20 protein-coding genes are annotated in these 20,764 nt (G+C 72.6%); 10 read left to right on the top strand and 10 right to left on the bottom strand.

The features are described 5' to 3' along the window. The first annotated feature begins 235 nt into the window (after window positions 1-235). The 4 genes from AB0M29_RS29955 to AB0M29_RS29970 all read left to right on the top strand — a co-directional run bounded on the left by AB0M29_RS29955 (window position 236) and on the right by AB0M29_RS29970 (window position 4,745). Window positions 236-1,672 (top strand): RICIN domain-containing protein, encoded by a 1,437-nt coding sequence (locus AB0M29_RS29955; protein ID WP_365388231.1) that lies wholly within the window; start codon window positions 236-238, stop codon window positions 1,670-1,672. A gap of 220 nt (window positions 1,673-1,892) precedes the next feature. Continuing rightward, window positions 1,893-2,408, top strand: a complete 516-nt coding sequence (locus tag AB0M29_RS29960; protein ID WP_365388233.1) for a DUF664 domain-containing protein — start codon at window positions 1,893-1,895, stop codon at window positions 2,406-2,408. A 133-nt stretch (window positions 2,409-2,541) separates the two neighbouring features. Then, window positions 2,542-4,230 carry an MFS transporter gene (locus AB0M29_RS29965; protein WP_365388292.1) on the top strand — a complete coding sequence of 563 codons (1,689 nt, stop codon included), beginning with the start codon at window positions 2,542-2,544 and terminating at the stop codon, window positions 4,228-4,230. Between the two features lie 29 nt (window positions 4,231-4,259). Further along, window positions 4,260-4,745 (top strand): MarR family transcriptional regulator, encoded by a 486-nt coding sequence (locus AB0M29_RS29970; RefSeq protein WP_365388235.1) that lies wholly within the window; start codon window positions 4,260-4,262, stop codon window positions 4,743-4,745. A gap of 25 nt (window positions 4,746-4,770) precedes the next feature. Here the strand turns inward: AB0M29_RS29970 and AB0M29_RS29975 are convergent, their stop codons facing one another. After that, window positions 4,771-6,291 carry an MFS transporter gene (locus AB0M29_RS29975; RefSeq protein WP_365388238.1) on the bottom strand — a complete coding sequence of 507 codons (1,521 nt, stop codon included), beginning with the start codon at window positions 6,289-6,291 and terminating at the stop codon, window positions 4,771-4,773. Window positions 6,292-6,362: 71 nt separating this feature from the next. Here AB0M29_RS29975 and AB0M29_RS29980 point away from each other — a divergent pair, with 71 nt between their 5' ends. Then, window positions 6,363-7,094 (top strand): flavin reductase family protein, encoded by a 732-nt coding sequence (locus AB0M29_RS29980; RefSeq protein ID WP_365388240.1) that lies wholly within the window; start codon window positions 6,363-6,365, stop codon window positions 7,092-7,094. A gap of 61 nt (window positions 7,095-7,155) precedes the next feature. After that, window positions 7,156-8,796, top strand: a complete 1,641-nt coding sequence (pgm, locus tag AB0M29_RS29985; RefSeq protein ID WP_365388242.1) for a phosphoglucomutase (alpha-D-glucose-1,6-bisphosphate-dependent) — start codon at window positions 7,156-7,158, stop codon at window positions 8,794-8,796. Window positions 8,797-9,013: 217 nt separating this feature from the next. Here the strand turns inward: pgm and AB0M29_RS29990 are convergent, their stop codons facing one another. The 3 genes from AB0M29_RS29990 to AB0M29_RS30000 all read right to left on the bottom strand — a co-directional run bounded on the left by AB0M29_RS29990 (window position 9,014) and on the right by AB0M29_RS30000 (window position 11,621). Next, window positions 9,014-10,780 carry an ABC transporter ATP-binding protein gene (locus AB0M29_RS29990; protein ID WP_365388245.1) on the bottom strand — a complete coding sequence of 589 codons (1,767 nt, stop codon included), beginning with the start codon at window positions 10,778-10,780 and terminating at the stop codon, window positions 9,014-9,016. A 119-nt stretch (window positions 10,781-10,899) separates the two neighbouring features. Continuing rightward, window positions 10,900-11,109 carry a hypothetical protein gene (locus tag AB0M29_RS29995; RefSeq protein ID WP_365388247.1) on the bottom strand — a complete coding sequence of 70 codons (210 nt, stop codon included), beginning with the start codon at window positions 11,107-11,109 and terminating at the stop codon, window positions 10,900-10,902. Next, window positions 11,106-11,621: a carboxymuconolactone decarboxylase family protein gene (locus tag AB0M29_RS30000; RefSeq protein WP_365388249.1), complete on the bottom strand. Its 516-nt coding sequence runs from the start codon at window positions 11,619-11,621 to the stop codon at window positions 11,106-11,108. Before AB0M29_RS30000 ends, AB0M29_RS29995 begins: the two co-directional genes overlap by 4 nt. Window positions 11,622-11,718: 97 nt before the next feature. Here AB0M29_RS30000 and AB0M29_RS30005 point away from each other — a divergent pair, with 97 nt between their 5' ends. After that, window positions 11,719-12,267, top strand: a complete 549-nt coding sequence (locus tag AB0M29_RS30005; protein WP_365388251.1) for a TetR/AcrR family transcriptional regulator — start codon at window positions 11,719-11,721, stop codon at window positions 12,265-12,267. A gap of 40 nt (window positions 12,268-12,307) precedes the next feature. On the opposite strand, the gene AB0M29_RS30010 is transcribed toward AB0M29_RS30005, so the two are convergent. Continuing rightward, window positions 12,308-13,420 carry an S-(hydroxymethyl)mycothiol dehydrogenase gene (locus AB0M29_RS30010; protein WP_365388254.1) on the bottom strand — a complete coding sequence of 371 codons (1,113 nt, stop codon included), beginning with the start codon at window positions 13,418-13,420 and terminating at the stop codon, window positions 12,308-12,310. 137 nt (window positions 13,421-13,557) lie between these two features. On the opposite strand from AB0M29_RS30010, the gene AB0M29_RS30015 reads away from it, so the two are divergent. After that, window positions 13,558-14,541 carry a YihY/virulence factor BrkB family protein gene (locus AB0M29_RS30015; RefSeq protein WP_365388256.1) on the top strand — a complete coding sequence of 328 codons (984 nt, stop codon included), beginning with the start codon at window positions 13,558-13,560 and terminating at the stop codon, window positions 14,539-14,541. Here the strand turns inward: AB0M29_RS30015 and AB0M29_RS30020 are convergent. The 3 genes from AB0M29_RS30020 to AB0M29_RS30030 form a co-directional block, all read right to left on the bottom strand. Continuing rightward, window positions 14,511-15,215: a chaplin gene (locus AB0M29_RS30020; RefSeq protein WP_365388257.1), complete on the bottom strand. Its 705-nt coding sequence runs from the start codon at window positions 15,213-15,215 to the stop codon at window positions 14,511-14,513. The genes AB0M29_RS30015 and AB0M29_RS30020 overlap by 31 nt on opposite strands. 411 nt (window positions 15,216-15,626) lie before the next feature. Beyond that, on the bottom strand, window positions 15,627-15,890 hold the full coding sequence (locus AB0M29_RS30025; protein WP_365388259.1) for a DUF5133 domain-containing protein: 264 nt from the start codon (window positions 15,888-15,890) through the stop codon (window positions 15,627-15,629). Between the two features lie 408 nt (window positions 15,891-16,298). After that, window positions 16,299-16,478: a hypothetical protein gene (locus AB0M29_RS30030; protein WP_365388262.1), complete on the bottom strand. Its 180-nt coding sequence runs from the start codon at window positions 16,476-16,478 to the stop codon at window positions 16,299-16,301. A gap of 461 nt (window positions 16,479-16,939) precedes the next feature. Between AB0M29_RS30030 and AB0M29_RS30035 the strand changes: the two genes are divergently transcribed. Further along, window positions 16,940-18,154, top strand: coding sequence for an MFS transporter (locus AB0M29_RS30035; RefSeq protein ID WP_365388295.1), 1,215 nt, complete (start codon window positions 16,940-16,942; stop codon window positions 18,152-18,154). A gap of 12 nt (window positions 18,155-18,166) precedes the next feature. On the opposite strand, the gene AB0M29_RS30040 is transcribed toward AB0M29_RS30035, so the two are convergent. Further along, the gene (locus AB0M29_RS30040) at window positions 18,167-18,604 is read right to left on the bottom strand and encodes a YchJ family metal-binding protein (RefSeq protein WP_365388264.1); all 438 of its coding nucleotides are present in this window, start codon (window positions 18,602-18,604) and stop codon (window positions 18,167-18,169) included. A 181-nt stretch (window positions 18,605-18,785) separates the two neighbouring features. On the opposite strand from AB0M29_RS30040, the gene AB0M29_RS30045 reads away from it, so the two are divergent. Beyond that, window positions 18,786-19,169 carry a hypothetical protein gene (locus AB0M29_RS30045; RefSeq protein ID WP_365388266.1) on the top strand — a complete coding sequence of 128 codons (384 nt, stop codon included), beginning with the start codon at window positions 18,786-18,788 and terminating at the stop codon, window positions 19,167-19,169. Between the two features lie 30 nt (window positions 19,170-19,199). On the opposite strand, the gene AB0M29_RS30050 is transcribed toward AB0M29_RS30045, so the two are convergent. Beyond that, complete coding sequence (locus AB0M29_RS30050; RefSeq protein WP_365388268.1) at window positions 19,200-20,741, bottom strand: ATP-dependent DNA ligase; 1,542 nt, start codon at window positions 20,739-20,741, stop codon at window positions 19,200-19,202. Between the last annotated feature and the right edge of the window lie 23 nt (window positions 20,742-20,764).

The following is a 20,764-nucleotide window of genomic DNA, read 5'->3' on the forward strand; positions in this document are numbered from 1 at the left end:
GATCGGCACCCTCCACGAGGGGCACCCGCGTTCAGGAGACGAACGCGGGTGCCCTTTGGGTGGATTCAGCCGCGATAGCAGAGCGACGTTGAATTCACATGATGAACGCGGGGGGTTGACGGCCCATTGGTCTAGTCCTACGTTCGCCGTTGCGCCCCCAGTCATGTCGGCGTGCACCGTCCCTCCATGTGAACGGACGGGCACGGCTGTCCTGCTACCGGAAGGCCTTCCCCCCATGCCAAGACCACGTCTCCGGCTCAAGGCGCTCGGCGCCCTCACCGCTGTCCCGACCCTCGCCGCCGGCCTGCTGCTGGCGGCCGGAGCCCCGGCGCACGCCGCGGCCAACCCCGGCCCCGGCTTCCCCGCACAGTACTCGGCGCCCTACACCGAGGTGTGGAACTCCCCGTCGGCCATGGCCAACGCCAAGGCCGCGACCGGAGCGAAGTACTTCACCCTGGCGTTCGTCATCGACGGCGGCGGCTGCAACGCCACCTTCAACGGCGACACCTCGATCACCGACGCGAGCTGGACCTCGGCGATCAACAGCCTGCGGGCCGGCGGCGGCGATGTGATCGCCTCCTTCGGCGGCGCCTCCGGCACCGAGATCGGCATCTCGTGCACGTCCGTCTCCGCGCTGAAGGCCCAGTACAAGCGGGTCATCGACGGTCTCAACCTGACCCGGGTCGACTTCGACATCGAGGGCGCCCCGCTCGACAACACCACCGCCAACGACCGCCGCAACACCGCGCTCGCCCAGCTCCAGCAGGAGTACGCGGCCGCGGGCAAGAAGCTCGACGTGCAGTACACCCTCCCGGTCAACCCCACGGGCCTGGAGGCCGACTCGCTCAGCCTGCTCAACAACGCCAAGAGCCACGGCCTGAACGTCAATCTCGTCAACATCATGACGATGGACTACGGGCCCTCGATGGACATGGGCCAGGCCGCCATCAGCGCGGCGCAGGCCCTGCACTCCCAGCTCGGCCAGATCTGGAACACCAAGACCTCCGCGCAGCTCTACGCGATGGAGGGCAACACCCCGATGATCGGCGTCAACGACTCCAGCAACGAGGTCTTCTCGACCGGCAACGCCCAGTCGCTGGAGACCTTCGCCAAGAACAACGGCATCCAGGAGCTGTCCTACTGGGCGCTGGGCCGGGACAAGGCGTGCGCGAGCAACGGCGGTTCCGCGCAGAGCGGTTGCAGCGGCACCTCGCAGTCGCCGTACCAGTTCGCCTCGATCTTCAACGCCGTCACCGGCGGCGGCACCACCCCGCCTCCCACCGGCGGCAGCGGCCAGATCACCGGCTACGGCGGCAAGTGCGTGGACGTGGCGGGCGCCAGCAGCGCCAACGGCGCGGCCGTACAGCTCTACGACTGCAACGGCACCACCGCGCAGAACTGGACGGTGGGCTCCGACAGCACCCTGCGGGCGCTCGGCAAGTGCATGGACGTCACCGCCGCGGGCACCGCCAACGGCACCCAGGTGCAGCTCTACGACTGCAACGGCACCGGGTCGCAGAGCTGGCAGAAGGGCTCGGGCGGCACCCTGGTCAACCCGCAGTCCGGCAAGTGCCTGGACGCCACCGGGAACAGCTCCGCCAACGGCACCAGGCTGCAGATCTGGACCTGCGCGGGCAGTGCCAACCAGCAGTGGACGCTGCCGGCCGCGTAAGGCGCGCCGAGCGGCGGGTACCGGCCACCCACGGGTGACCGCGTGCCACCAAGAGACACCGGTCCCGGGCGGGATGTTCGCAGACGCCCGGGACCGGCCCATGTGCGCCCCGGCCGTGGCCCGTTCCGATCGGCGCGTGTCCGGCCCGGCGGTGCGGCGATCCGGCGGCGCGCTGGGCAGAATGCCGTGCATCTGCCGGACCATGTGTGAGGAGAGCGCGATGAACACCGCCGAACTGCTGGGCGACGGCTTCAGCCGGGTACAGGAGACCGTCCACGCCGCCGTGGCCGGACTCAGCGCCGAGGAACTGGCCGAACGCCTCGACGACGGCGCGAACTCGGTGGCCTGGCTGGTCTGGCACCTCACCCGGGTCCAGGACGACCATGTCGCCGAGGTGACCGGGACCGAGCAGATCTGGACCGGCGCGGGCTGGAAGGGCCGCTTCGGGCTGCCCTTCGCCGACGGGGCGACCGGCTACGGCGACACACCCCAGGAGGTGGCCGCGGTCCGCGTCGACACCCCGGCGCTGCTGACCGGCTACTACGACGCCGTCCACGAGCACACCGTGGAGTTCGTCCGCGGTCTGACCGACGCCGACCTGGACCGGATCGTCGACGAGCGGTGGAACCCGCCGGTCACCCTCGGTGTCCGCCTGATCAGTGTCATCTCCGACGACCTCCAGCACGCCGGACAGGCCGCCTTCCTGCGCGGACTGCTGCTGCGCCGCCGCAGGTGAGCGGCGGATGGGGCCGATGAGGAACGGCCGCCTCCGGCCGTTCACCTACCGATGCTAGAGTTACTTAACCTAAGTTAATTAACTGCTCGACGGTGGGGTGTGAGCGTTGGCGACCGAAGACGCGACCAGGCGAATACAGCGGCGGACGCCGCGGTTGGCGGCCGACCATCCGCACTACAAGTGGGTGGCGCTGTCGAACACCACCCTCGGCACGCTGATCGCCACGATCAACTCCTCGATCGTGCTCATCTCGCTCCCCGCCATCTTCAACGGCATCCGCCTCGACCCGCTGCAGCCCGGCAACGTCAGCTACCTGCTGTGGATGCTGATGGGCTACATGCTGGTCACCGCGGTGCTGGTGGTCACCCTCGGCCGCCTCGGCGACATCTTCGGCCGGGTCAGGATCTACAACGCGGGCTTCCTGATCTTCACCGTCACCTCGGTGATCCTCTCCGTCGACCCGCTGCACGGCGGGGGCGGCGCGCTCTGGCTGATCGGCTGGCGCGTCGCCCAGGCCGTCGGCGGTTCCATGCTGATGGCCAACTCGGCCGCGATCATCACCGACGCCTTCCCGGCCAGGCAGCGCGGCATGGCGCTCGGCGTGAACATGGTGGCCGGTATCGCGGGCTCCTTCATCGGCCTTGTCCTCGGCGGCCTCCTCGCCGAGTGGAACTGGCGCTCCATCTTCTGGGTCAACGTGCCCATCGGCCTGATCGGCACCGTCTGGGCCTACCGCTCCCTGCACGAGACGGGCGTCCGCCGCCCCGCCAAGATGGACTGGTGGGGCAACATCACCTTCGCCGTGGGCCTGACCGCACTGCTGGCGGGCATCACCTACGGCATCCAGCCCTACGGCGGCCACACCATGGGCTGGACCAACCCCTGGGTGCTGGCCGGGCTGCTCGGCGGAGCCGCGACGCTCGGCGTGTTCTGCCTGGTCGAGTCGCGGGTCGCCGAGCCGATGTTCCCGCTCTCGCTCTTCCGGAACCCCGTCTTCGCCGGCGGCAACGCGGCCACCCTGCTCGGCTCGATCGCCCGCGGCGGCCTGCAATTCATGCTCATCATCTGGCTCCAGGGCATCTGGCTGCCGCTGCACGGCTACGACTACGCCGACACCCCGCTGTGGGCGGGCATCTACCTCATCCCGCTCACCATCGGCTTCCTCGCCGCGGGCCCCGTCGCCGGATACCTGTCCGACCGCTACGGCGCCCGGCTGTTCGCCGCCGCGGGCTTCGTGGTGATGGCGCTGTCCTTCGGCGGCCTGCTGCTGCTCCCCACCGACTTCGGCTACCCGCTCTTCGCCTTCCTGGTCTTCCTCAACGGCCTCGGCGGCGGCCTGTTCGCCGCGCCCAACACCTCGATCATCATGGCGAGCGTGCCCCCCGAGTCCCGCGGCGCCGCCTCCGGGATGCGGGCGACCTTCCAGAACGCCGGCATGGTGCTGTCCATCGGCGTCTTCTTCTCCCTCATGGTGGCCGGGCTCGCCGGGTCGCTGCCGGGCACCCTCAGCTCCGGTCTCACCGCGCAGGGCGTCCCCGCCGCCAACGCGCACGCCATCGCGGGCCTGCCTCCGGTCGGCACCCTCTTCGCGGCCTTCCTCGGCTACAACCCGATCCAGCAACTCCTGGGCCCGCACCTGCTCGGCCAGCTCCCGGCGTCGAACGCGCACACCCTCACCGGGCGCGAGTTCTTCCCGCACCTCATCTCCGGGCCGTTCCATGACGGCCTGGTCGTGGTGTTCGCCCTGGCGATCGTGATGTCCTTGGTCGCGGCCGGTGCTTCGCTGATCCGCGGCCGAGCGGCCCGCGCCGCGAAGAACTGACCTGGACCGTACGAGGAGGGCGCACCGCCATGACCGACACCGACGGCGCGCCGCCCGCGCGGGACCAGTCCCCGCCGCACCTGCCCGACCAGGCCGCCGTCGCCCGGCTGCGGCTGGTGGTGGCCCGGCTGTACCGGCAGATGGCGCAGGCGTCGGGGGAGGCCCGCGACCTCACCATGGCCCAGCTCTCCGCCCTGGCCAGGACGGAGGAGTACGGTCCGCTGCGGATGGGGGAGCTGGCCGCGCACGAACGGGTCGCGGTGCCGTCGCTGACCCGCACCGCGCGCCCGCTGGCCGCCGCCGGGCTGATCCGCAAGGAGCCCGACCCGTCCGACGGCCGCTCGATGCTGGTCGAGATCACGCCCGAGGGCCGCGAACTGCTCGGGCGGATCCGCCGGGAGCGCTCGGAGCTGCTCGCCCGCCGGATGTCCCGGCTCACCGACGCGCAGAGCCAGGCGCTGCTCGCGGCGCTGCCGGTACTGGAACTGCTGCTGACGGAGCCGGAGCAGCCGTAGCCCGGCGGCCTCGCGACGGCTGCCGTCAGACCCGGGCCTCGCCCGGGCCCGGCTCCAGCGGCGGGGCGGAGAACCCGCAGTTCGCCCGGCACTCCGGCTGGGCACAGGGGTGCTTCTCCTCCTCCTCGCTCAGCGCCATCGGCGGCACCAGCAGGAAGGCGAGCAGCGCGGCCAGCCCGCACAGCCCGGCGCAGATGACCATCGCCTTGCCGAAGGCCGCGTCGAGCTGGTGCGGCGAACGGTACGCCTGGTCGGACAGGCCCACCGCCAGCGGCAGCGCGGCCACGATCAGCAGCTGGGCGACACGGGCGGCCGCGTTGTTGACGCCGCTGGCGATCCCTGCGTGGTCGACCTCCACCGAGGCCAGCACGGTCGCGGTCAGCGGCGCCACGAACAGCGCCATCCCCAGGCCCTGCACCATCACGGCGGGCAGCACGTCCACCACGTACGACGAGGAGCCGGGGCCGACCCGGGTGAGCAGCAGCAGCCCGGCCGCGGTGAGCAGCGGCCCCAGCGTCAGCGGCAGCCGCGGCCCGATCCGCTGGGCCAGACCGCCCGCGGGCGCCGACAGCAGCAGCATCAGCACGGTGACCGGCAGCGTCGCCAGGCCCGCCCGTACCGCGCTGTACCCGGCGGCGATCTGCAGCTGCACCGGCAGCACGAAGAACACCCCGCCGATCGCCGCGTACAGGCAGACCGTCACCACGTTCATCGAGGTGAACAGGCGGGAGGAGAAGATCGACAGCGGCAGCATCGGGTGCTCCCGCTCGCGCTCGGTCCGCAGGAACGCCACGCCGCACGCCACACCCGCCACCGCGGGCACGGCGACCGACAGCCACGACGGATCGGCCGAGGCGGAGATCAGGGCGTACGTGATGCCCGCCAGACACAGCGCGGCCAGTACGGCGCCCCGGACGTCGAAGCTGCCGGACGCGTTGCGGTCCCGGCTCTCGGGCACATGCCGTACCGCGATGGCCACCACGACCGCCGCGACCGGCACGTTGACCAGGAAGATCCACCGCCAGCCGGGGCCGTCCACCAGATAGCCGCCGAGGAACGGCCCGACGGCGCCCGCCACCCCGCCGAGACCCGACCACGCGCCGACCGCCTTCGCCCGGTCCTCCGGCCGGAAGGTGGACTGCACCAGCGCCAGCGACCCCGGCGTCAGCAACGCGCCGCCCACCCCCTGGAGCGCGCGGGCCGCGATCAGCATCCCGCCGTTCTGCGCGGCGCCGCACAGGGCGGAGGCCAGCGCGAACCAGATCACCCCGATGACGAAGACCTTGCGCCGCCCGTAGCGGTCGCCGAGCCCGCCGCCGAGCAGGATCAGCCCGGCCAGCGTGAGCAGATAGCCGTTGACGGTCCACTGCAGGGTGGCCAGGGTCGCGCCCAGGTCCTCGCCGATCCGGGGGAGCGCGATGTTGACGACCGTGCCGTCCAGCATCGCCATGCCCGAGCCGAGCACCGAGCAGGCCAGTACCCACCGCCCCGTGGCGGAGGAGAGCCGTACGCCCTCCGTCGCGGGCTGCTCCGCCGTGGTCGTCATCGCATGCCTCCCGTGGCGGCGGCACCACGTTTCGGTGCCCGCCGAAGCGTCTCCACCCTAGCGTCGGGGGCATGGACACCGCCGCCGCATGCCTGACACCGACCGCCCATCTGCCGATCACTCCCAGCATCCTCTACTTCGGCACGCCCGTCGCCCTGCTCTCGACGCTGAACGAGGACGGCACGCCCAATCTGGCCCCGATGTCGTCGGCCTGGGCGCTCGGCGACACCGTCGTGCTCGGCCTCGGCGCCGAGGGCCAGACGGCCGTCAACCTGGGCGTACGCCCCGAGCTGGTGATCAACCTGCCCGCCGCCCGGCAGTGGACAGCCGTGGAGAGGCTGGCCCCGCTGACCGGCCGCGACCCGGTGCCCGCGGAGAAGCGGCCGGTCTTCAGGACCGAGCGGGACAAGTTCGGCGCCGCGGGTCTCACCCCGCAGCCCTCGGAGCTGGTCGCCCCGCCCCGCGTCGCCGAGTGCCCGCTGCAACTGGAGGCCCGGGCGGTACGGGTGGCGCCCTCCGCGAACGGCGACTTCCTCGTCATCGAGGCCGAGGTGGTGCGGGTGCACGCCGACGCGGACATCGTCGTCCCCGGCACCCAGCACATCGACCCGGGGCGCTGGCACCCGCTGATCTACAACTTCCGGCACTACTTCGGCCTCGGCGGCGAACTCGGCCACACCTTCCGGTCGCAGACCCCCTCCGCCTCCGCTGACACGCCGTCCGCTGACGTCCCGTCCCCTTCGCGGGGCGACACCCCGTCCACCCCTCGGCACGCCGCTGCGCCGACGGCCGCCGACGCGTGAGAATGGCCGGGCAGGGCAGGACCGCACCAGACACCCGCAGGACGCAGCGAAGGAGACGCGGATGCCGCACGAGCGAGCCGGGACACCGGCCCGGCCGGACGACCTGGTGGACGTACCCCGTCTGATCACGGCCTACTACTCCTTGCACCCGGACCCGGGGGAGACCGGGCAGCGGGTGGCGTTCGGCACCTCGGGGCACCGCGGGTCCTCGCTGAACACCGCGTTCAACGAGGACCACATCGCGGCCACCAGCCAGGCGATCTGCGAGTACCGCGCGGAGCAGGGCACCGACGGCCCGCTCTTCCTCGGCGCCGACACCCACGCGCTGTCCGAGCCCGCCCGGGTCACCGCGCTGGAGGTGTTCGCCGCCAACGACGTGACCGTGCTGATCGACGAGGGTGACGGCTGGACCCCGACGCCCGCCGTCTCGCACGCGGTGCTGGCGTACAACCGCGGCCGTACGTCCGGCCTCGCCGACGGCGTGGTGGTCACCCCGTCGCACAACCCGCCCGCCGACGGCGGCTTCAAGTACAACCCGCCGACCGGCGGCCCGGCGGCCTCGGACGCCACCGGCTGGATCCAGGACCGGGCCAACGCGCTGATCACCGACGGCCTCAAGGGCGTCCGCCGCGTCCCGTACGCCCGCGCGCTCGCCGCCGGCACCACCGGCCGGTACGACTTCCTCGGCCGCTACGTCGACGACCTGCCGTCCGTGCTCGACCTGGACGCGGTCCGCGCGGCGGGCGTCCGCATCGGCGCGGACCCGCTCGGCGGCGCGTCGGTGGCCTACTGGGGCCGGATCGCCGAGACCCACCGCCTCGACCTCACCGTGGTCAACCCGGTCGCCGACCCCACCTGGCGCTTCATGACGCTCGACTGGGACGGCAAGATCCGGATGGACTGCTCGTCGCCGTACGCGATGGCGTCGCTGATCGCGCGCAAGGACGAGTACGCGATCGCCACCGGCAACGACGCGGACGCCGACCGGCACGGCATCGTCACGCCCGACGGCGGGCTGATGAACCCCAACCACTATCTGGCGGTGGCGATCTCCTATCTGGCCGGGCACCGCGAGCAGTGGCGCCCGGACCTGGCGATCGGCAAGACGCTGGTGTCGTCGTCGATGATCGACAAGGTGGTCGCCGATCTCGGCAGGACGCTGACCGAAGTGCCGGTCGGCTTCAAGTGGTTCGTCGACGGACTGCTCGGCGGCACGCTCGCCTTCGGCGGTGAGGAGTCCGCGGGCGCGTCCTTCCTGCGCCGCGACGGGTCGGTGTGGACCACCGACAAGGACGGCATCCTGCTGGCCCTGCTCGCCTCCGAGATCCTCGCCGTCACCGGCCGCTCGCCCTCCCAGCTCTACGCGGACCTGACCGCCCGGTTCGGCGCGCCCGCCTATGCCCGGATCGACGCGGCCGCCACCCCCGAGCAGAAGGCCGTCCTCGGACGGCTCTCCCCGGATCAGGTGCCCGCCGCCGAGCTCGCCGGCGAGGCCGTCACCTCCGTCCTCACCCACGCCCCCGGCAACGGCGCCCCGCTCGGCGGCATCAAGGTCTCCACCCCCCACGCCTGGTTCGCCGCCCGCCCCTCCGGCACGGAGGACGTCTACAAGATCTACGCCGAGTCCTTTCTCGGCGAAGGCCATCTCGCCCGGGTCCAGGAAGAGGCCCAGTCCATCGTCTCGGCAGCCCTCTCAGCCTGAGGACCTAGCCCCGAAGGGGCGCGGGGAACTGCGCGACCAGCCCCCACCGGCCCGGTGGTCGGGAGACAACCGATCTGCCCCTCTGGGGCCGGTGGTGACGTGCAGCAGCACGCTGGCTGAGCGCGCAGTTCCCCGCGCCCCTACGGGGCTCGGCCTCTTCCGCAAGGGCAGCGCGCTTCCCCGCGCCCCTTCGGGGCACGTCCTACGTGGGCGCCGTCTAGGCGAGTTGGGCGGCCTGGAGGCCCGCGTAGGCGCCGCCGTGGCGGAGGAGGTCGGAGTGGGAGCCGATCTCCGCGATGTGGCCGTCCGCAAGGACGACGATGCGGTCGGCGTTGCGGATCGTGGAGAGCCGGTGGGCGACGACGAAGACGGTGCGGCCGCGGACAAGGCGGGTGAGGGCCTGCTGGACGAGCGCCTCGGAGCGGGAGTCGAGCGCGGACGTCGCCTCGTCGAGGACGAGCACCCGGGGGTCGCGGATGAGGGCGCGGGCGATCGCCAGCCGCTGCTTCTGGCCACCCGACAGCCGCGCGCCCCGCTCGCCGACGACGGTGTCGAGGCCCTGCGGCAACCGGTCGATGAACTCCAGCGCGTTGGCGTCGCGCAGCGCGGACCTGACGGCCTCCTCCGGCACGTCGTGCATGCCGTAGGTGACGTTCTCGCCGATGGTGCCCTCGAAGAGGATCGACTCCTGCGGCACCACGGACAGCCAGTTGCGGTAGTCGCGCAGGTCGAGCGTCTCCATGTCGGCCCCGTCCAGCAGGATCTGGCCGCTGGTGGGCCGCAGGAAGCCGATCACCAGGTTGAGCACCGTCGACTTGCCCGCGCCGGAGCCGCCGACCAGGGCGATCGTCTCGCCCGGCCGGACGTCGAGGTCGAAGCCGTCCAGCGACGGGCGGTCGCTCTCGGGATAGGTCAGGCCGACGCCGCGGAACTCGAAGCGGCCGACCACACCCGTGACATGGGCCTTGCCGTCGTTCTGCTCCAGGTCGGGCGCCTGGAGCACCTCGCCGATGGAGCGGACCGACTCCAGGCCCTTGCCGATCTGCGGGGTGAGGGTGAGCAGGGTGGTGACCGAGCCGGTGAGGCTGGAGAAGTAGGCGCTGAGCATCACCACGGTGCCGGGTGTGACGTTCAGCCAGCCGTAGTACGCCACCAGGGCGGAGCCCGACAGGCAGGCCACCCCGATGGCGTTGAGCAGGATCCAGGCGATCGAGCCGAACCAGCCGTTGAGCCGGTCGAGCCGCAGTCCGGCGTGCAGCACCTCGCCCAGGGTGCGGTCCACCCGGTGCAGCGCGGTGTCCTCCAGGCCGTGGGCGCGGGTGATCGGGATCAACGTGGTCATCTCGCTGACCCGCGAGGACAGTTGCTCGACCTGCTGGCGGAAGGACTCGTTGCGCTCGCGCAGCCGCTGCCGCAACTTGACCACGAGCAGCGCGGAGGCGGGCACCACGACCAGGAAGACCGGCAGGAAGGCGGGCGCCTGGAGGCCGATCACCACCAGCCCGCCGCTGAGGGTGGCGATCGCGGCCAGACCGTTGTCCGCGGTCTGCTGCGCCGCGGTCTCGATGCTCTCCACGTCGCGGATCACCTTGGCCTGCAGCACACCCGCGCTGACCCGTGAGTGGTATCCGATCGAGAGCTGCTGCATCCGGTGGCACAGCGCGGTACGCAGCCGGGTGCCGGTGCGGCGGATGGAGCCCTGCATGCAGCGGACGTACGCCAGGTGGAGCGGCAGGTTGAGCACCAGGATCACCAGCAGGACGGCCGAGTTCCACCACAGGACGGATATCGGGCGGTGCTGGACGACGACGTCGACGACGTTGGCGGTGATCAGCGGCAGCAGCCACACCGGGGTGTGCTTGCCGAAGAAGGCGGCCACGGCCAGGGCGACACGGCGCCGGTCGGGCTCGAAGAGGTAGAGGAGGGTGCGGACGGGATGCTCGCCACGGTAGCGGTGGCTGAGCGTGCCTTGCGGCAGGGCCATCGAAGGCTCCTCGCAGTCACGTCGTCGCTGTTCAGGTGTGTGGACGCCGCGTGGGCACCCTTGCCCACCCGTCCGCGTACACCCTATGCGCCGTCCGCTCCCCCTCGTCCATCCCCCGGCTACGCTTCGTCCGCCGCGAAGGTGATCAGCCGGACACCGGGAGCGGACACCACCTGGACGGTGTCGGTGCCGGGGATCTCCAGCAGCGCGAAGCCGCCGTTGAAGGTGACCCGGGCCTGCGGGACGCTGGAGACGCGGCTGCCGTCGGCGGCCACCACGTCGTAGCCCGCGACCAGTTCGACCGACGCGATACGAGCCTGGCTGTTCATGCCTGCACCTCCGGGAAGTCCAGCTCGGGGCGAGCCAGGTGGTTGTAGTAGTTCGACAGCGTGTTGAGCGCGACATGGGCGACGACCTCGCCCGCCTCCTGGTCGGTGACGCCCGCGTCGGCCAGCGCCTTACGGGTGTCGTCGCCGATCCGGCCGCGGGTGCGGATCAGGTCGCGGGCGAGCCGCAGCAGCGCCGCGGTGTGCGGGTCCTGCGCCACCGCCTGCCGGGTGTCCAGGAGTTCCCGCTCGGTCAGGCCGATCTTTCCGCCGCGGAAGGTGTGCGCGCTGACGCAGTAGGTGCAGTCGTTCTCCTGGGCGGTCAGCAGCGCGAGCTGCTCGCGCAGCCGGGCGCCGAGGACGCCGTGCCCGAGCTGCTCGTGCATGGCCAGGTAACCCTGGAGTGCGGCCGGCGCGTCCGCCATCGCCGCGTACAGGTTGGGCACCCGGCCCAGCCGTCGCTGGACCTTGTCGAGCAACTCGGTGCGGGCGTCGGGTCGTTCCGCGGTCGTCATGGCTCTTCCCCCTGTCAAAAAACGGTACCGATCGGTTCCGTTGCGGAGACGGTACTGACCGGTACCGTTTTTTGTCAAGTGGGGTTACGCTGGCCGCATGCCCGTCAAAGCCCGTGACCGCCTTCTCGCCACCGCCGAGACCCTCTTCTACGCCGAGGGCATCCGCGCCGTCGGCGTGGAGCGCATCCTGACCGACTCCGGAGTCGGACGGGCCTCCTTCTACCGGCACTTCGCGGGCAAGGACGACCTGGTCGTCGCGGTGCTCGAAGGCCGCGACGCGCGCTGGCGGGCCTGGCTGGAGGCACGGGTCACCGCCCTCGGCGGCGACCCGCTCACCGTCTTCGACGCCCTCGCCGAGCGCTTCGCGGAGCGCGACTTCCGCGGCTGCGCGTTCATCAACACCATGGTCGAGAGCGCGGACCCGGGCAGCGCCGCGCACCAGGTCGCCGCCCACCACAAGGAACGCGTCATCGCGCTGCTGACCCGCATCCTCGATGACGCCGGGGTGCGGGAACCGGCGGGCCTCGCCAAGGAGTTCGCCCTGCTGGTGGACGGCGCGATCGTCACCGCGGTCCGCGAGGGCACACCGGAGGCCGCCCACCGCGCCCGCGCGGTCGCCGCCGTCCTCCTGGCGTCCAGGACCTGAGCGGGCGCCGCGGGGCGGCGGGCGGCCCTGGCCGGCGGCGCTACATCACCACGACCGAGCGCAGCACGTCACCGTCCCGCATCCGGGCGAAGGCCGCCTCGACCTCGTCCAGCGCGATCGTCTCGCTGACGAACGCCCCGAGGTCGAGCCGCCCCTGCAGGTGCAGGTCGATCAGCATCGGGAAGTCCCGTGAGGGCAGGCAGTCGCCGTACCACGACGACTTCAGCGCGCCGCCCCGGCCGAAGACATCGAGCAGCGGCAGGTCCAGCCGCATGGCCGGGTCGGGCACGCCGACCAGCACCACGGTCCCCGCCAGGTCGCGGGCGTAGAAGGCCTGCTGGTACGTCTCCGGGCGGCCCACCGCCTCGATCACCACATCGGCGCCGAACCCGCCGGTCAGCTCACGGATGGCCTCGACCGGGTCCTGGTTGCGGGAGTTGACGGTGTGGGTGGCGCCCATCGCGGAGGCGGTGGCGAGCTTGCGGTCGTCGATGTCCACCGCGATGATCCGGGCCGCGCCCGCCAGCCGCGACCCGGCGATCGCCGCGTCGCCGACCCCGCCGCAGCCGATCACCGCCACCGAGTCACCGCGGGTCACCGAGCCGGTGTTGAGGGCGGCACCGATCCCGGCCATCACCCCGCAGCCGAGCAGCCCGGCCACCGAAGGCGCCACCGACGGGTCCACCTTGGTGCACTGCCCGGCGGCCACCAGCGTCTTCTCGGCGAAGGCACCGATGCCCAGCGCGGGCGACAGCTCCTGCCCTCCCCCAGACTTCGTCCGGGAGGTGCCGCCAGCCAGCGTCATCCGCTGCCGCGCGTTGTGGGTGTCGAAGCAGTACCAGGGCCTGCCGCGCAGACACGCCCGGCAACGGCCGCACACCGCACGCCAGTTGAGGATCACGAAGTCGCCCGGCGCCACATCGGTGACGCCCTCGCCGACCTCCTCCACCAGCCCGGCGGCCTCATGGCCGAGCAGGAAGGGGAAGTCGTCGCTGATGGCGCCCTCGCGGTAGTGCAGATCGGTGTGGCACACCCCGCACGCCTGCACCCTGACCACCGCCTCGCCCGGACCGGGAGCGGGCACCAGCACCGTCTCGACGCGCACCGGCTCGCCCCTGCCCGGTGCGATGACCCCGCGGACTTCCTGTGTCATGCCTGAGTCCTCCCTCGCCGACGTCCGCTGCCGACGATAGGCGCCACGGGGGGCCGTGCGGCAGACCCGCGAGCCGCGCACATGGGTGGTGCGCATCCGGGCATACGGCACAACGGCCGAGCGAACAGGGGAGTGCCGTGAGGACGACACAGGACAGGGCCGCGAGCGACCCCGCACCGGGGCTGCTGCGCGCGCTCGGCCGTACGGTGGCCGCCGCCTGGGACCAGGACGCCACCGAACGCGCGGCGGCGCTCACGTACTACGCGGTGCTCGCGCTGTTCCCCGCGCTGCTGGTGACGGTGTCGGTGCTGGGCCTGGCCGGAGGGGGGTCGGAGACCGGCCTGACCACCCTGGTCACCTCGGTGCTGCCCGCGCAGTCCCGGCCGATCGTGGCGTCCGCGCTCCAGGAGATGGCCCAGGACAGGTCCGCGACCGTCTCGCTGGTAGTGGTCGGCGCGGCGGGAGCGGTCTGGTCGGCGTGCAGCTACGCCGCCGTCTTCCGCCGCGCGCTGCACTCCATCCTGCGCTCCACCGAGCAGCGCCCGGCCTGGCGCACCGCGCCCCGGATCGTCCTGACCTCCCTCACGCTGCTGGTGCTGCTGGTGTGCAGCGCCACCTGCCTGGTCGTCAGCGGCGAGGTCGCCCACCGGATCGGGAACCTGCCGCACATGAACACGGCGATGATGGTCGCCTGGCGGGCGTTGCGCTGGCCGCTGCTCCTGGTGCTGGCGTCGGTGCTGGTGGTGATCCTCTTCCGCTCCGGGCCGCGCGGCAGCCGCTCGCTGCGGGCGATCGCCCCCGGTGGCGCGCTGGCCGTACTGCTGTGGCTGCTCACCTCGGCCGCCTTCACCGCCTACACCTCGCGGATGGGCACCTACAACCGGCTCTACGGCCCGCTGGCGGGCACCATCGTCTTCCTGGTGTGGCTCTGGTTCGCCAATCTGGCACTGCTCATCGGCGCCCACTTCAACGCCGAACGCGGCGGGTCGGCGGCAGCGCGCCCGGCCCGCGTCGCCGCCGACGACCACGGTGACTCCGGGGACGCCGAGCCCGTACCGGCACACGGCGGCGTACGGGCACGCGGCGGCGGTCAGCCGCGGCCGGGGCGGAAGCGGCGGTAGAGCAGTACGCCGCCGAGCAGCAGTCCGGCGCTCGCCCCCGCGGTGTACGGCAGGCCGTCGGCGCCGGTGTGCGCCAGGGTGGGGCCGGGGCGCGGCGCCGCGACGGTGTCGTTCGGCGGCGCCGGTACGGGGGTGTGGGCGGGCGGCGGCGGCGTCGGAGTGCCGCCGTTGACCGAGGTGTTGCCACTGGAGGCGTTGCCGATCCCGACCACGTCCACGGTGTTCCCCGAGAGGTTGACCGGAAGGTCGACCGGCAGCCGCAGGCCGTTGCCCGCCAGCACCCCCGGCGAGCCGTCGGTGCTTCCCACGGCGTGCGCACCGGAGCCCGAGGAGCCGTTCAGCGCCCGCAGCAGGTGTCCTGACGGGGTGTCAGGCGTCGTCCTCGCGTGCCGGGCGGGCCGCGCCCCCGTCGCCGTGCCAACGCCCGCGTGGTCCGAGGCGTTCGTACAGGCGTTGCCCGACGCGGAGTTGAGCAGACCGACCACACTGATCGTGTCGCCGCACACATTGACCGGCACGTCCACGGGCACCTGCACCTCGTTGCCCGACAGGACGCCGGGCGAACCGGCGCTCCCGCCCCGTGCCGCCGAGTCGGCCTCCGCGTGGCCGGCCGCGGCCAGCAGGCCGCCGGCGACCATCGCGGTGACGAGTCCCTTTCGGGCAACCCTGTTCATACGCTTCCTGCCTTCCGGAAATCCCCACGGGCGGCGTGCCCGCACCGGAGACAACGCGTTCAGGGCCATTCAGGTCATGGCTGCCCGCGAATTCACCCTTGGGAGTGACCGGGCGCTGGCCTTACCGCCCGGAGCCCGATATGGCGTCCGGCCTGCGCTTTCCCGCTGTTCACCGCGGAGATTCCGTCACTGCTATGAAATTCCCATGAGCGGAACGGTGGGTGACGGTGAAAATCGTACTGACCCTGCCCGGGTATTCCGACCGTGACAGATGGATATTCGCCGGGAATCTTCTGACCGGACTTCAACTCGCACGCGGATAGGGCGAGTTGCGCGTTCCAGGGCCGCAGGAGGGGGGAGCGGGAGGGGGGAAGTCCGGTGGTCCGCCGCGCCGTTGCGGCAGTCACCGGCTCAGGCGGCAGGGGCCTGTGCGAGCCTGTCGGCGTCGGCCGCGGCGGCGTGAGCGAGGTGCGGGCGGGCCGCGATGTGCTCGCGGGCGGTGGCGAGAGCCGAACCGATCTCCCGGGTCCCGGTGGACACGCACAGGGTGTAAGCGGTGTCGCGGAGTTGCGTCTTGGTCTCCGGGTCGGTGGGGTCGTCGGTCTCCACGGCCGCGCGCAGGGTCTCGTAGCGCTCCACCAGGTTCCGCAGGACGGTCGGGTGGGCCATCAGCATCGTTGTTCTCCTCGGTGATCGGCGAAGTCGGAACCCGCCTTCCCAGTGTGCGGGTTTGCATGCTCACTTCATCGAGGAGCGGTTTTCCGGACGGCCCGGCCGCCCGGCATCGGCATGCGGCCGACCCACGCCGCCTGAGCTGGGAGATCATCACGATCCCGGCGCCGCCGCGGACACCGTGCGGGGCGCGGGCGTTGGCCCGAGCGTGTGCGCAAGGTCACCCCGTGCCGCCCCGGGAGACCGGGATATGGACAGCGGCCGTGGCCGGAAAGGACCGGACCCGCCCCCGGTCCGCGTCCGGGAGAGGTCTCCGGGGACGGTTGTGCGGGGGCGGGTCCGGTCGGGCCGGCGCCTACCGGTTCACCGGTATGGCGACATACCGATGGAGCGGCAGAAGGGGGAAGGCGACTAGTCGATGCCGCGCAGGATGTGCGTCTCCGACGGGTCGTCCTCGTATCCGGCGAGGAGGATCGGTGCGCACCGGGACCAGACGTCCAGGGGGCGTTCCTCGTCCAGGAGGGCGGCGCCGTCGCCGCCTCGCTCGACTGCTGTCTCTTCGCTCTTGAGCTCGAGCTTGTCTGGTGACACCGCGCACTCCTTAGCGTCGCGTGGACCGGAACGCCTGACGCGGCCGAGTCACTGCGTCTGGCGCCCGGGGGGATGTCCTCCTACGGGCGGTGCGGACGCGGTGGCGCCGTGGGTACCCCCACGCCCGGAGGGCGGCGGGGGAGAACCGGACAGCGGCCGAGGTGGGCGACTCGTTCCGGGACGGGCGCCGGGGGCTCGATACTTCCCCTGGAGCCGGTTCGTCCCGCACAGCCTAAGCCTGCCCATGCCGCTGTCACCAGCCGGTTTTCGGCGCGGCGCGCAGTGTGACCACTTCCACTCCGGAGCCGGGAGGGCGGCCCTGACCGTTGCCGCGCCTGGCTCGGTTGCTACCGTTCCGCGTGCACAACACCGAGAAGGACCGCCGCGACCAGCCTGGGCCATCCGGGTCATATCCCCCTGAAACGGGCCCTCGTAGGCGTCGCGGCCGCCTTCTCGCGGACATCAGCCCGCTGCGCGAGTACCCCGACTTCCGCCGGCTGTGGTTCGGCAACACCGTGTCGTACATAGGCCAGCAGATGACGGCCATGGCCGTCTCGCTCCAGGTCTACGCGATCACCGGCAACAGCTTCTACGTCGGCATGGTCGGCCTGTGCTCCCTGGTTCCGCTGATCGTCTTCGGGCTCTACGGCGGCGCGGTCGCCGACGCGGTCGACCGGCGCAGGCTCGGGCTGGTGACCTCGTCCGGTGCCACGCTGATCTCCGCGGGACTCGCGGTGGCGGCGCTCGCCCATGTGCGGTCGGTCGGGCTGCTGTACGCGCTGGTCGCGCTGCAGGCGGTCTGCTTCGCGATGAACTCGCCCGCCCGCTCCTCGATGATCCCGCGGCTGCTGCCGCCCGAGCGGCTGCCCGCCGCCAACGCGCTGGCCTCGCTCGCGGGCGGCGTCGGGCAGATGGCGGGACCCATGCTCGGCGCCGTCCTGGTCGGGGTGTGGGGATACCAGGCGGCCTATCTGATAGACGTGGCGGCCTTCACCGCCTCGCTCTACGCGATGTGGCGGCTGCCCGCGATGCTGCCCGGGGAGGGCGAGGGCGCGGCGCGCCGCCGCCCCTCGGTCATCGAGGGCCTGCGCTATCTGGCCGCCCGCCCCAATCTGCGCACCACCTTTGTCTCGGACCTCGCGGCCATGGTGCTGGCCCAGCCGCGGGTGCTGTTCCCGGCCGTCGCGGGTCTGTGGTTCGGCGGCGACACCCGTACCGTCGGCCTGCTCGCCGCGGCGCCCGCCGCGGGGGCCCTGCTGGGCAGCGTCTTCTCCGGCTGGCTCGGCCGTGTCCAGCGCCAGGGCTTCGCCGTTCTCGTGGCCGTCGCCTCCTGGGGCGCCGCCGTCGCCGTCTTCGGCCTCACCCGGGAGCTCTGGCTCGGCCTGGTCTTCCTCGCCCTCGCGGGCTGCGCGGACACCGTCTCCATGGTCTTCCGCAACACCATGCTCCAGTCCGCCGCCCCCGACGACATGCGCGGCCGCCTCCAGGGCGTCTTCCTCGTCGTGGTGGTCGGCGGCCCCCGCCTCGGCGACTTCCTCGCGGGCTCCACCGCCGACCTGTTCACCCCCACCGTCGCCGTGGTCGGCGGCGGCATCGCCTGCATCGTCGCCATCAGCCTGATCGCCCTCTTCCAGCGCGGTTTCGTGAAGTACGACGCTAGGAACCCGGTGGCGTAGGCGGGGCGGTGCTCAGCGGCCGGGTTCGGGCACCGCGTCCACGTACACCCACACGCCGCCCTCACGGGTGAACCGGCTGTTCTCGTACTGGTCGCCCGCCGCGCCGTCCAGCACATAGTGGGCGCGGAACTCGACGGTGCCCTCGCTGTGGAAGGCGCTGCCGCCGGTGCCGCCCAGGACGTCGAGCCCGGTCCAGCGGATGCCGGCGTCGAGGCTCAGCTCGGGCGGACGGGTGCTGGAGTGCCAGCTGCGCAGCAGATAGGCCGCGTCACGGACGGCGAAGGCGGCGTACCGCGAGCGCATCAGCTGTTCCGCGGTGGTGGCGGCGGCCCGCCCCTGGTGCAGCGCGCCGCAGCAGTCGCCGTAGGAGGCGTCGAGCCCGCAGGGGCAGGGCGCCGCGGGGGAGTGGACACGGGCGGGCGCGGGACGGCGCGCGGGGCGTTTGGCCATCCCCCGATTGTGACGGAGGTCCGGGCCCCCCGCGGTGGCGGGGCCGACCGGCGGACGGGTGCGCGGCCATTCGCGGGAGGCGGTGTTTTGTCCGCCTCGCAGCGGAAAAGTGCTCACCAGGTGCATGTCGGGATCGCGGCACCCTCCCCCGAATCCCTCGCGTCCCTCGAAAGGACACCTCGTGAGTACGGCGCAAGACGAGTCAGCCCAGGTCGCTGTCACCCTCGACAGCTGCACGAAGGAGGACGCCCATGTGGTCCTCACCGCGCTGCACACCACCTTCGCCTCGGACCGCGAGCCGGACGACGTCCCGGCGGACTCCGCCGACGGGCGGCCGACGGTGTGGACGGCGATCTTCGACGTGTCCCGCACGCTCGGCCTGCCAGGGCCCGCCCAGCTGGGTGAGCCGGTGACCGTCACCGCCCAGGGTGGTTACCGCGCGGTGGACCGGCTCCGGGAGGGCCTCGCGGAGGCGTTCGGGGTACGCGTCGTGGGCACGGCCTCCGGCGACCAGGAGGAGGAGGTCAGGCTGCGCCTGGAGAGCTCCGCGCCCCCGGCTCCCTGACCGGCGGCCCCGAGACCCGGCGCGACCCGTTCACCCGCCCTGGTGCGCCGCCCGTACCGCCGCCAGCGTGTCCGCCTCGGCGGCCGTCTTGTCCTCGCGGTAGCGCACCACCCGGGCGAACCGCAGCGTCACCCCCGCCGGGTAGCGGCTCGACGTCTGCAGCCCGTCGTAGGCGATCTCGACGACGAGTTCGGGGCGGACGGTGACCACGAAGCCGTCGTCGCTGACCGCCAGGGCGAGCAGCCGCTCGGTCTGCCAGGTCAGCAGGGCGTCGGTCAGGCCCTTGAAGGTCTTGCCGAGCATCGCGAAGCCGCCGTCCTCGTCCCGCGCGCCCAGGTGCAGGTTGGAGAGCTTGCCGGTGCGCCTGCCGTGCCCCCACTCGACGGCGAGCACCACCAGGTCGAGGGTGTGCACCGGCTTGACCTTGATCCAGGACGCGCCGCGGCGCCCGGCGGCGTAGGTGCTGTCGGCGCCCTTGACCACCACACCCTCGTGGCCCCGTTCCAGGGTCGCCGCGAAGAAGTCCTCCGCGGCGCCCAGTTCGGCCGGGTCCGCGGGATCGCGGACGACCGCCCGCCGTACCCGCAGCTCTGCCGGGACCAGGCGTTCCAGGGCCGCGTGCCGCTCGTCGTAGGGCAGGTCCAGCAGGTCGTGGCCGTCGACGGAGAGGGCGTCGAAGAAGACGGCGGAGACCGGCAGCGCGCGGGCCGCCGCGGAGACGTCCACCCGGGAGGCGGTCCGCCCGGCCGTCTCCTGGAACGGCCGCGGGCGGCCGTCCGCGCCGAGCGCCAGCACCTCGCCGTCGAGGATGAAGCGCTCGGCGGGCAGCGCCCGCGCGGCGGTCACGATCTCCGGCAGCCGGGGCGTCGCGTCCTCCAGGGTGCGGGTGAAGATCCGCACGTCGTCGCCGTCCCGGTGCACCTGGACGCGGATGCCGTCCAGCTTCTCCTCCACCGCGCACGGCCCCGCCTTGGCGACCGCCTCCGCGACGGACTTCGCGGTGTGCGCGAGCATCGGCAGCAGCGGCTGCCCGACGGCGAGCGCGAACTCCGGCAGCGCGCCGGGCCCGCGCTCCAGCAGTGCCGTCGCCACCGGCTCCAGGGAGCCCGCCAGCATCACCGCGCGCCGCACGTCCGCGGGCGGCGCGCCGGTGGCGGCGGCCAGCCCCTCCGCCGCGGCGGCGTCCAGCGCGCCCTGCCGGACCTCGCCGGTCAGCAGGGCGACCAGGAACTCCTGCTCGCGCGCGGTCGCCGCGCCGAGCAACGCCTGCAGCCGCGCCCGGCGTTCCCCTTGCGCCCCGGCGCCCGCGACCGCCCCCACCGCGGTCAGCGCGGCATCCACCTCCCGTACGGTCAGCGTCGGCTCCGCGGCGGGCTCGGCCCGGTCGCGCAGCGCGGCCCAGCCCACGCCCAGCCGCCCCTGCGGCAGCCGGCCGGACAGATACGCGATGGCGACCGGCACGTCCTCGGGCTCGGCGGCCCGGAAGAAACCGGCCAGCAGCGCGGTCTTCCCCGACCGGGCGGACGTGTGCGCGACCTCGTACGAGACGCGGGCGACCTCGGCGAGCAGCATGTGATCCATCCTGCGGCCGACCG

It is taken from the genome of Streptomyces sp. NPDC051976 (genome assembly GCF_040680795.1).
Lineage (GTDB): Bacteria > Actinomycetota > Actinomycetes > Streptomycetales > Streptomycetaceae > Actinacidiphila.

Excerpts from the sequence above, each read along its gene's own strand:
- AB0M29_RS29955 (WP_365388231.1), top strand. The coding sequence starts at position 236 with ATGCCAAGACCACGTCTCCGGCTCAAGGCGCTCGGCGCCCTCACCGCT.
- AB0M29_RS29960 (WP_365388233.1), top strand. The coding sequence starts at position 1,893 with ATGAACACCGCCGAACTGCTGGGCGACGGCTTCAGCCGGGTACAGGAG.
- AB0M29_RS29970 (WP_365388235.1), top strand. The coding sequence starts at position 4,260 with ATGACCGACACCGACGGCGCGCCGCCCGCGCGGGACCAGTCCCCGCCG.
- AB0M29_RS29975 (WP_365388238.1), bottom strand. The coding sequence starts at position 6,291 with ATGACGACCACGGCGGAGCAGCCCGCGACGGAGGGCGTACGGCTCTCC.
- AB0M29_RS29980 (WP_365388240.1), top strand. The coding sequence starts at position 6,363 with ATGGACACCGCCGCCGCATGCCTGACACCGACCGCCCATCTGCCGATC.
- pgm (WP_365388242.1), top strand. The coding sequence starts at position 7,156 with ATGCCGCACGAGCGAGCCGGGACACCGGCCCGGCCGGACGACCTGGTG.
- AB0M29_RS29990 (WP_365388245.1), bottom strand. The coding sequence starts at position 10,780 with ATGGCCCTGCCGCAAGGCACGCTCAGCCACCGCTACCGTGGCGAGCAT.
- AB0M29_RS29995 (WP_365388247.1), bottom strand. The coding sequence starts at position 11,109 with ATGAACAGCCAGGCTCGTATCGCGTCGGTCGAACTGGTCGCGGGCTAC.
- AB0M29_RS30000 (WP_365388249.1), bottom strand. The coding sequence starts at position 11,621 with ATGACGACCGCGGAACGACCCGACGCCCGCACCGAGTTGCTCGACAAG.
- AB0M29_RS30005 (WP_365388251.1), top strand. The coding sequence starts at position 11,719 with ATGCCCGTCAAAGCCCGTGACCGCCTTCTCGCCACCGCCGAGACCCTC.
- AB0M29_RS30010 (WP_365388254.1), bottom strand. The coding sequence starts at position 13,420 with ATGACACAGGAAGTCCGCGGGGTCATCGCACCGGGCAGGGGCGAGCCG.
- AB0M29_RS30020 (WP_365388257.1), bottom strand. The coding sequence starts at position 15,215 with ATGAACAGGGTTGCCCGAAAGGGACTCGTCACCGCGATGGTCGCCGGC.
- AB0M29_RS30025 (WP_365388259.1), bottom strand. The coding sequence starts at position 15,890 with ATGCTGATGGCCCACCCGACCGTCCTGCGGAACCTGGTGGAGCGCTAC.
- AB0M29_RS30040 (WP_365388264.1), bottom strand. The coding sequence starts at position 18,604 with ATGGCCAAACGCCCCGCGCGCCGTCCCGCGCCCGCCCGTGTCCACTCC.
- AB0M29_RS30050 (WP_365388268.1), bottom strand. The coding sequence starts at position 20,741 with ATGCTGCTCGCCGAGGTCGCCCGCGTCTCGTACGAGGTCGCGCACACG.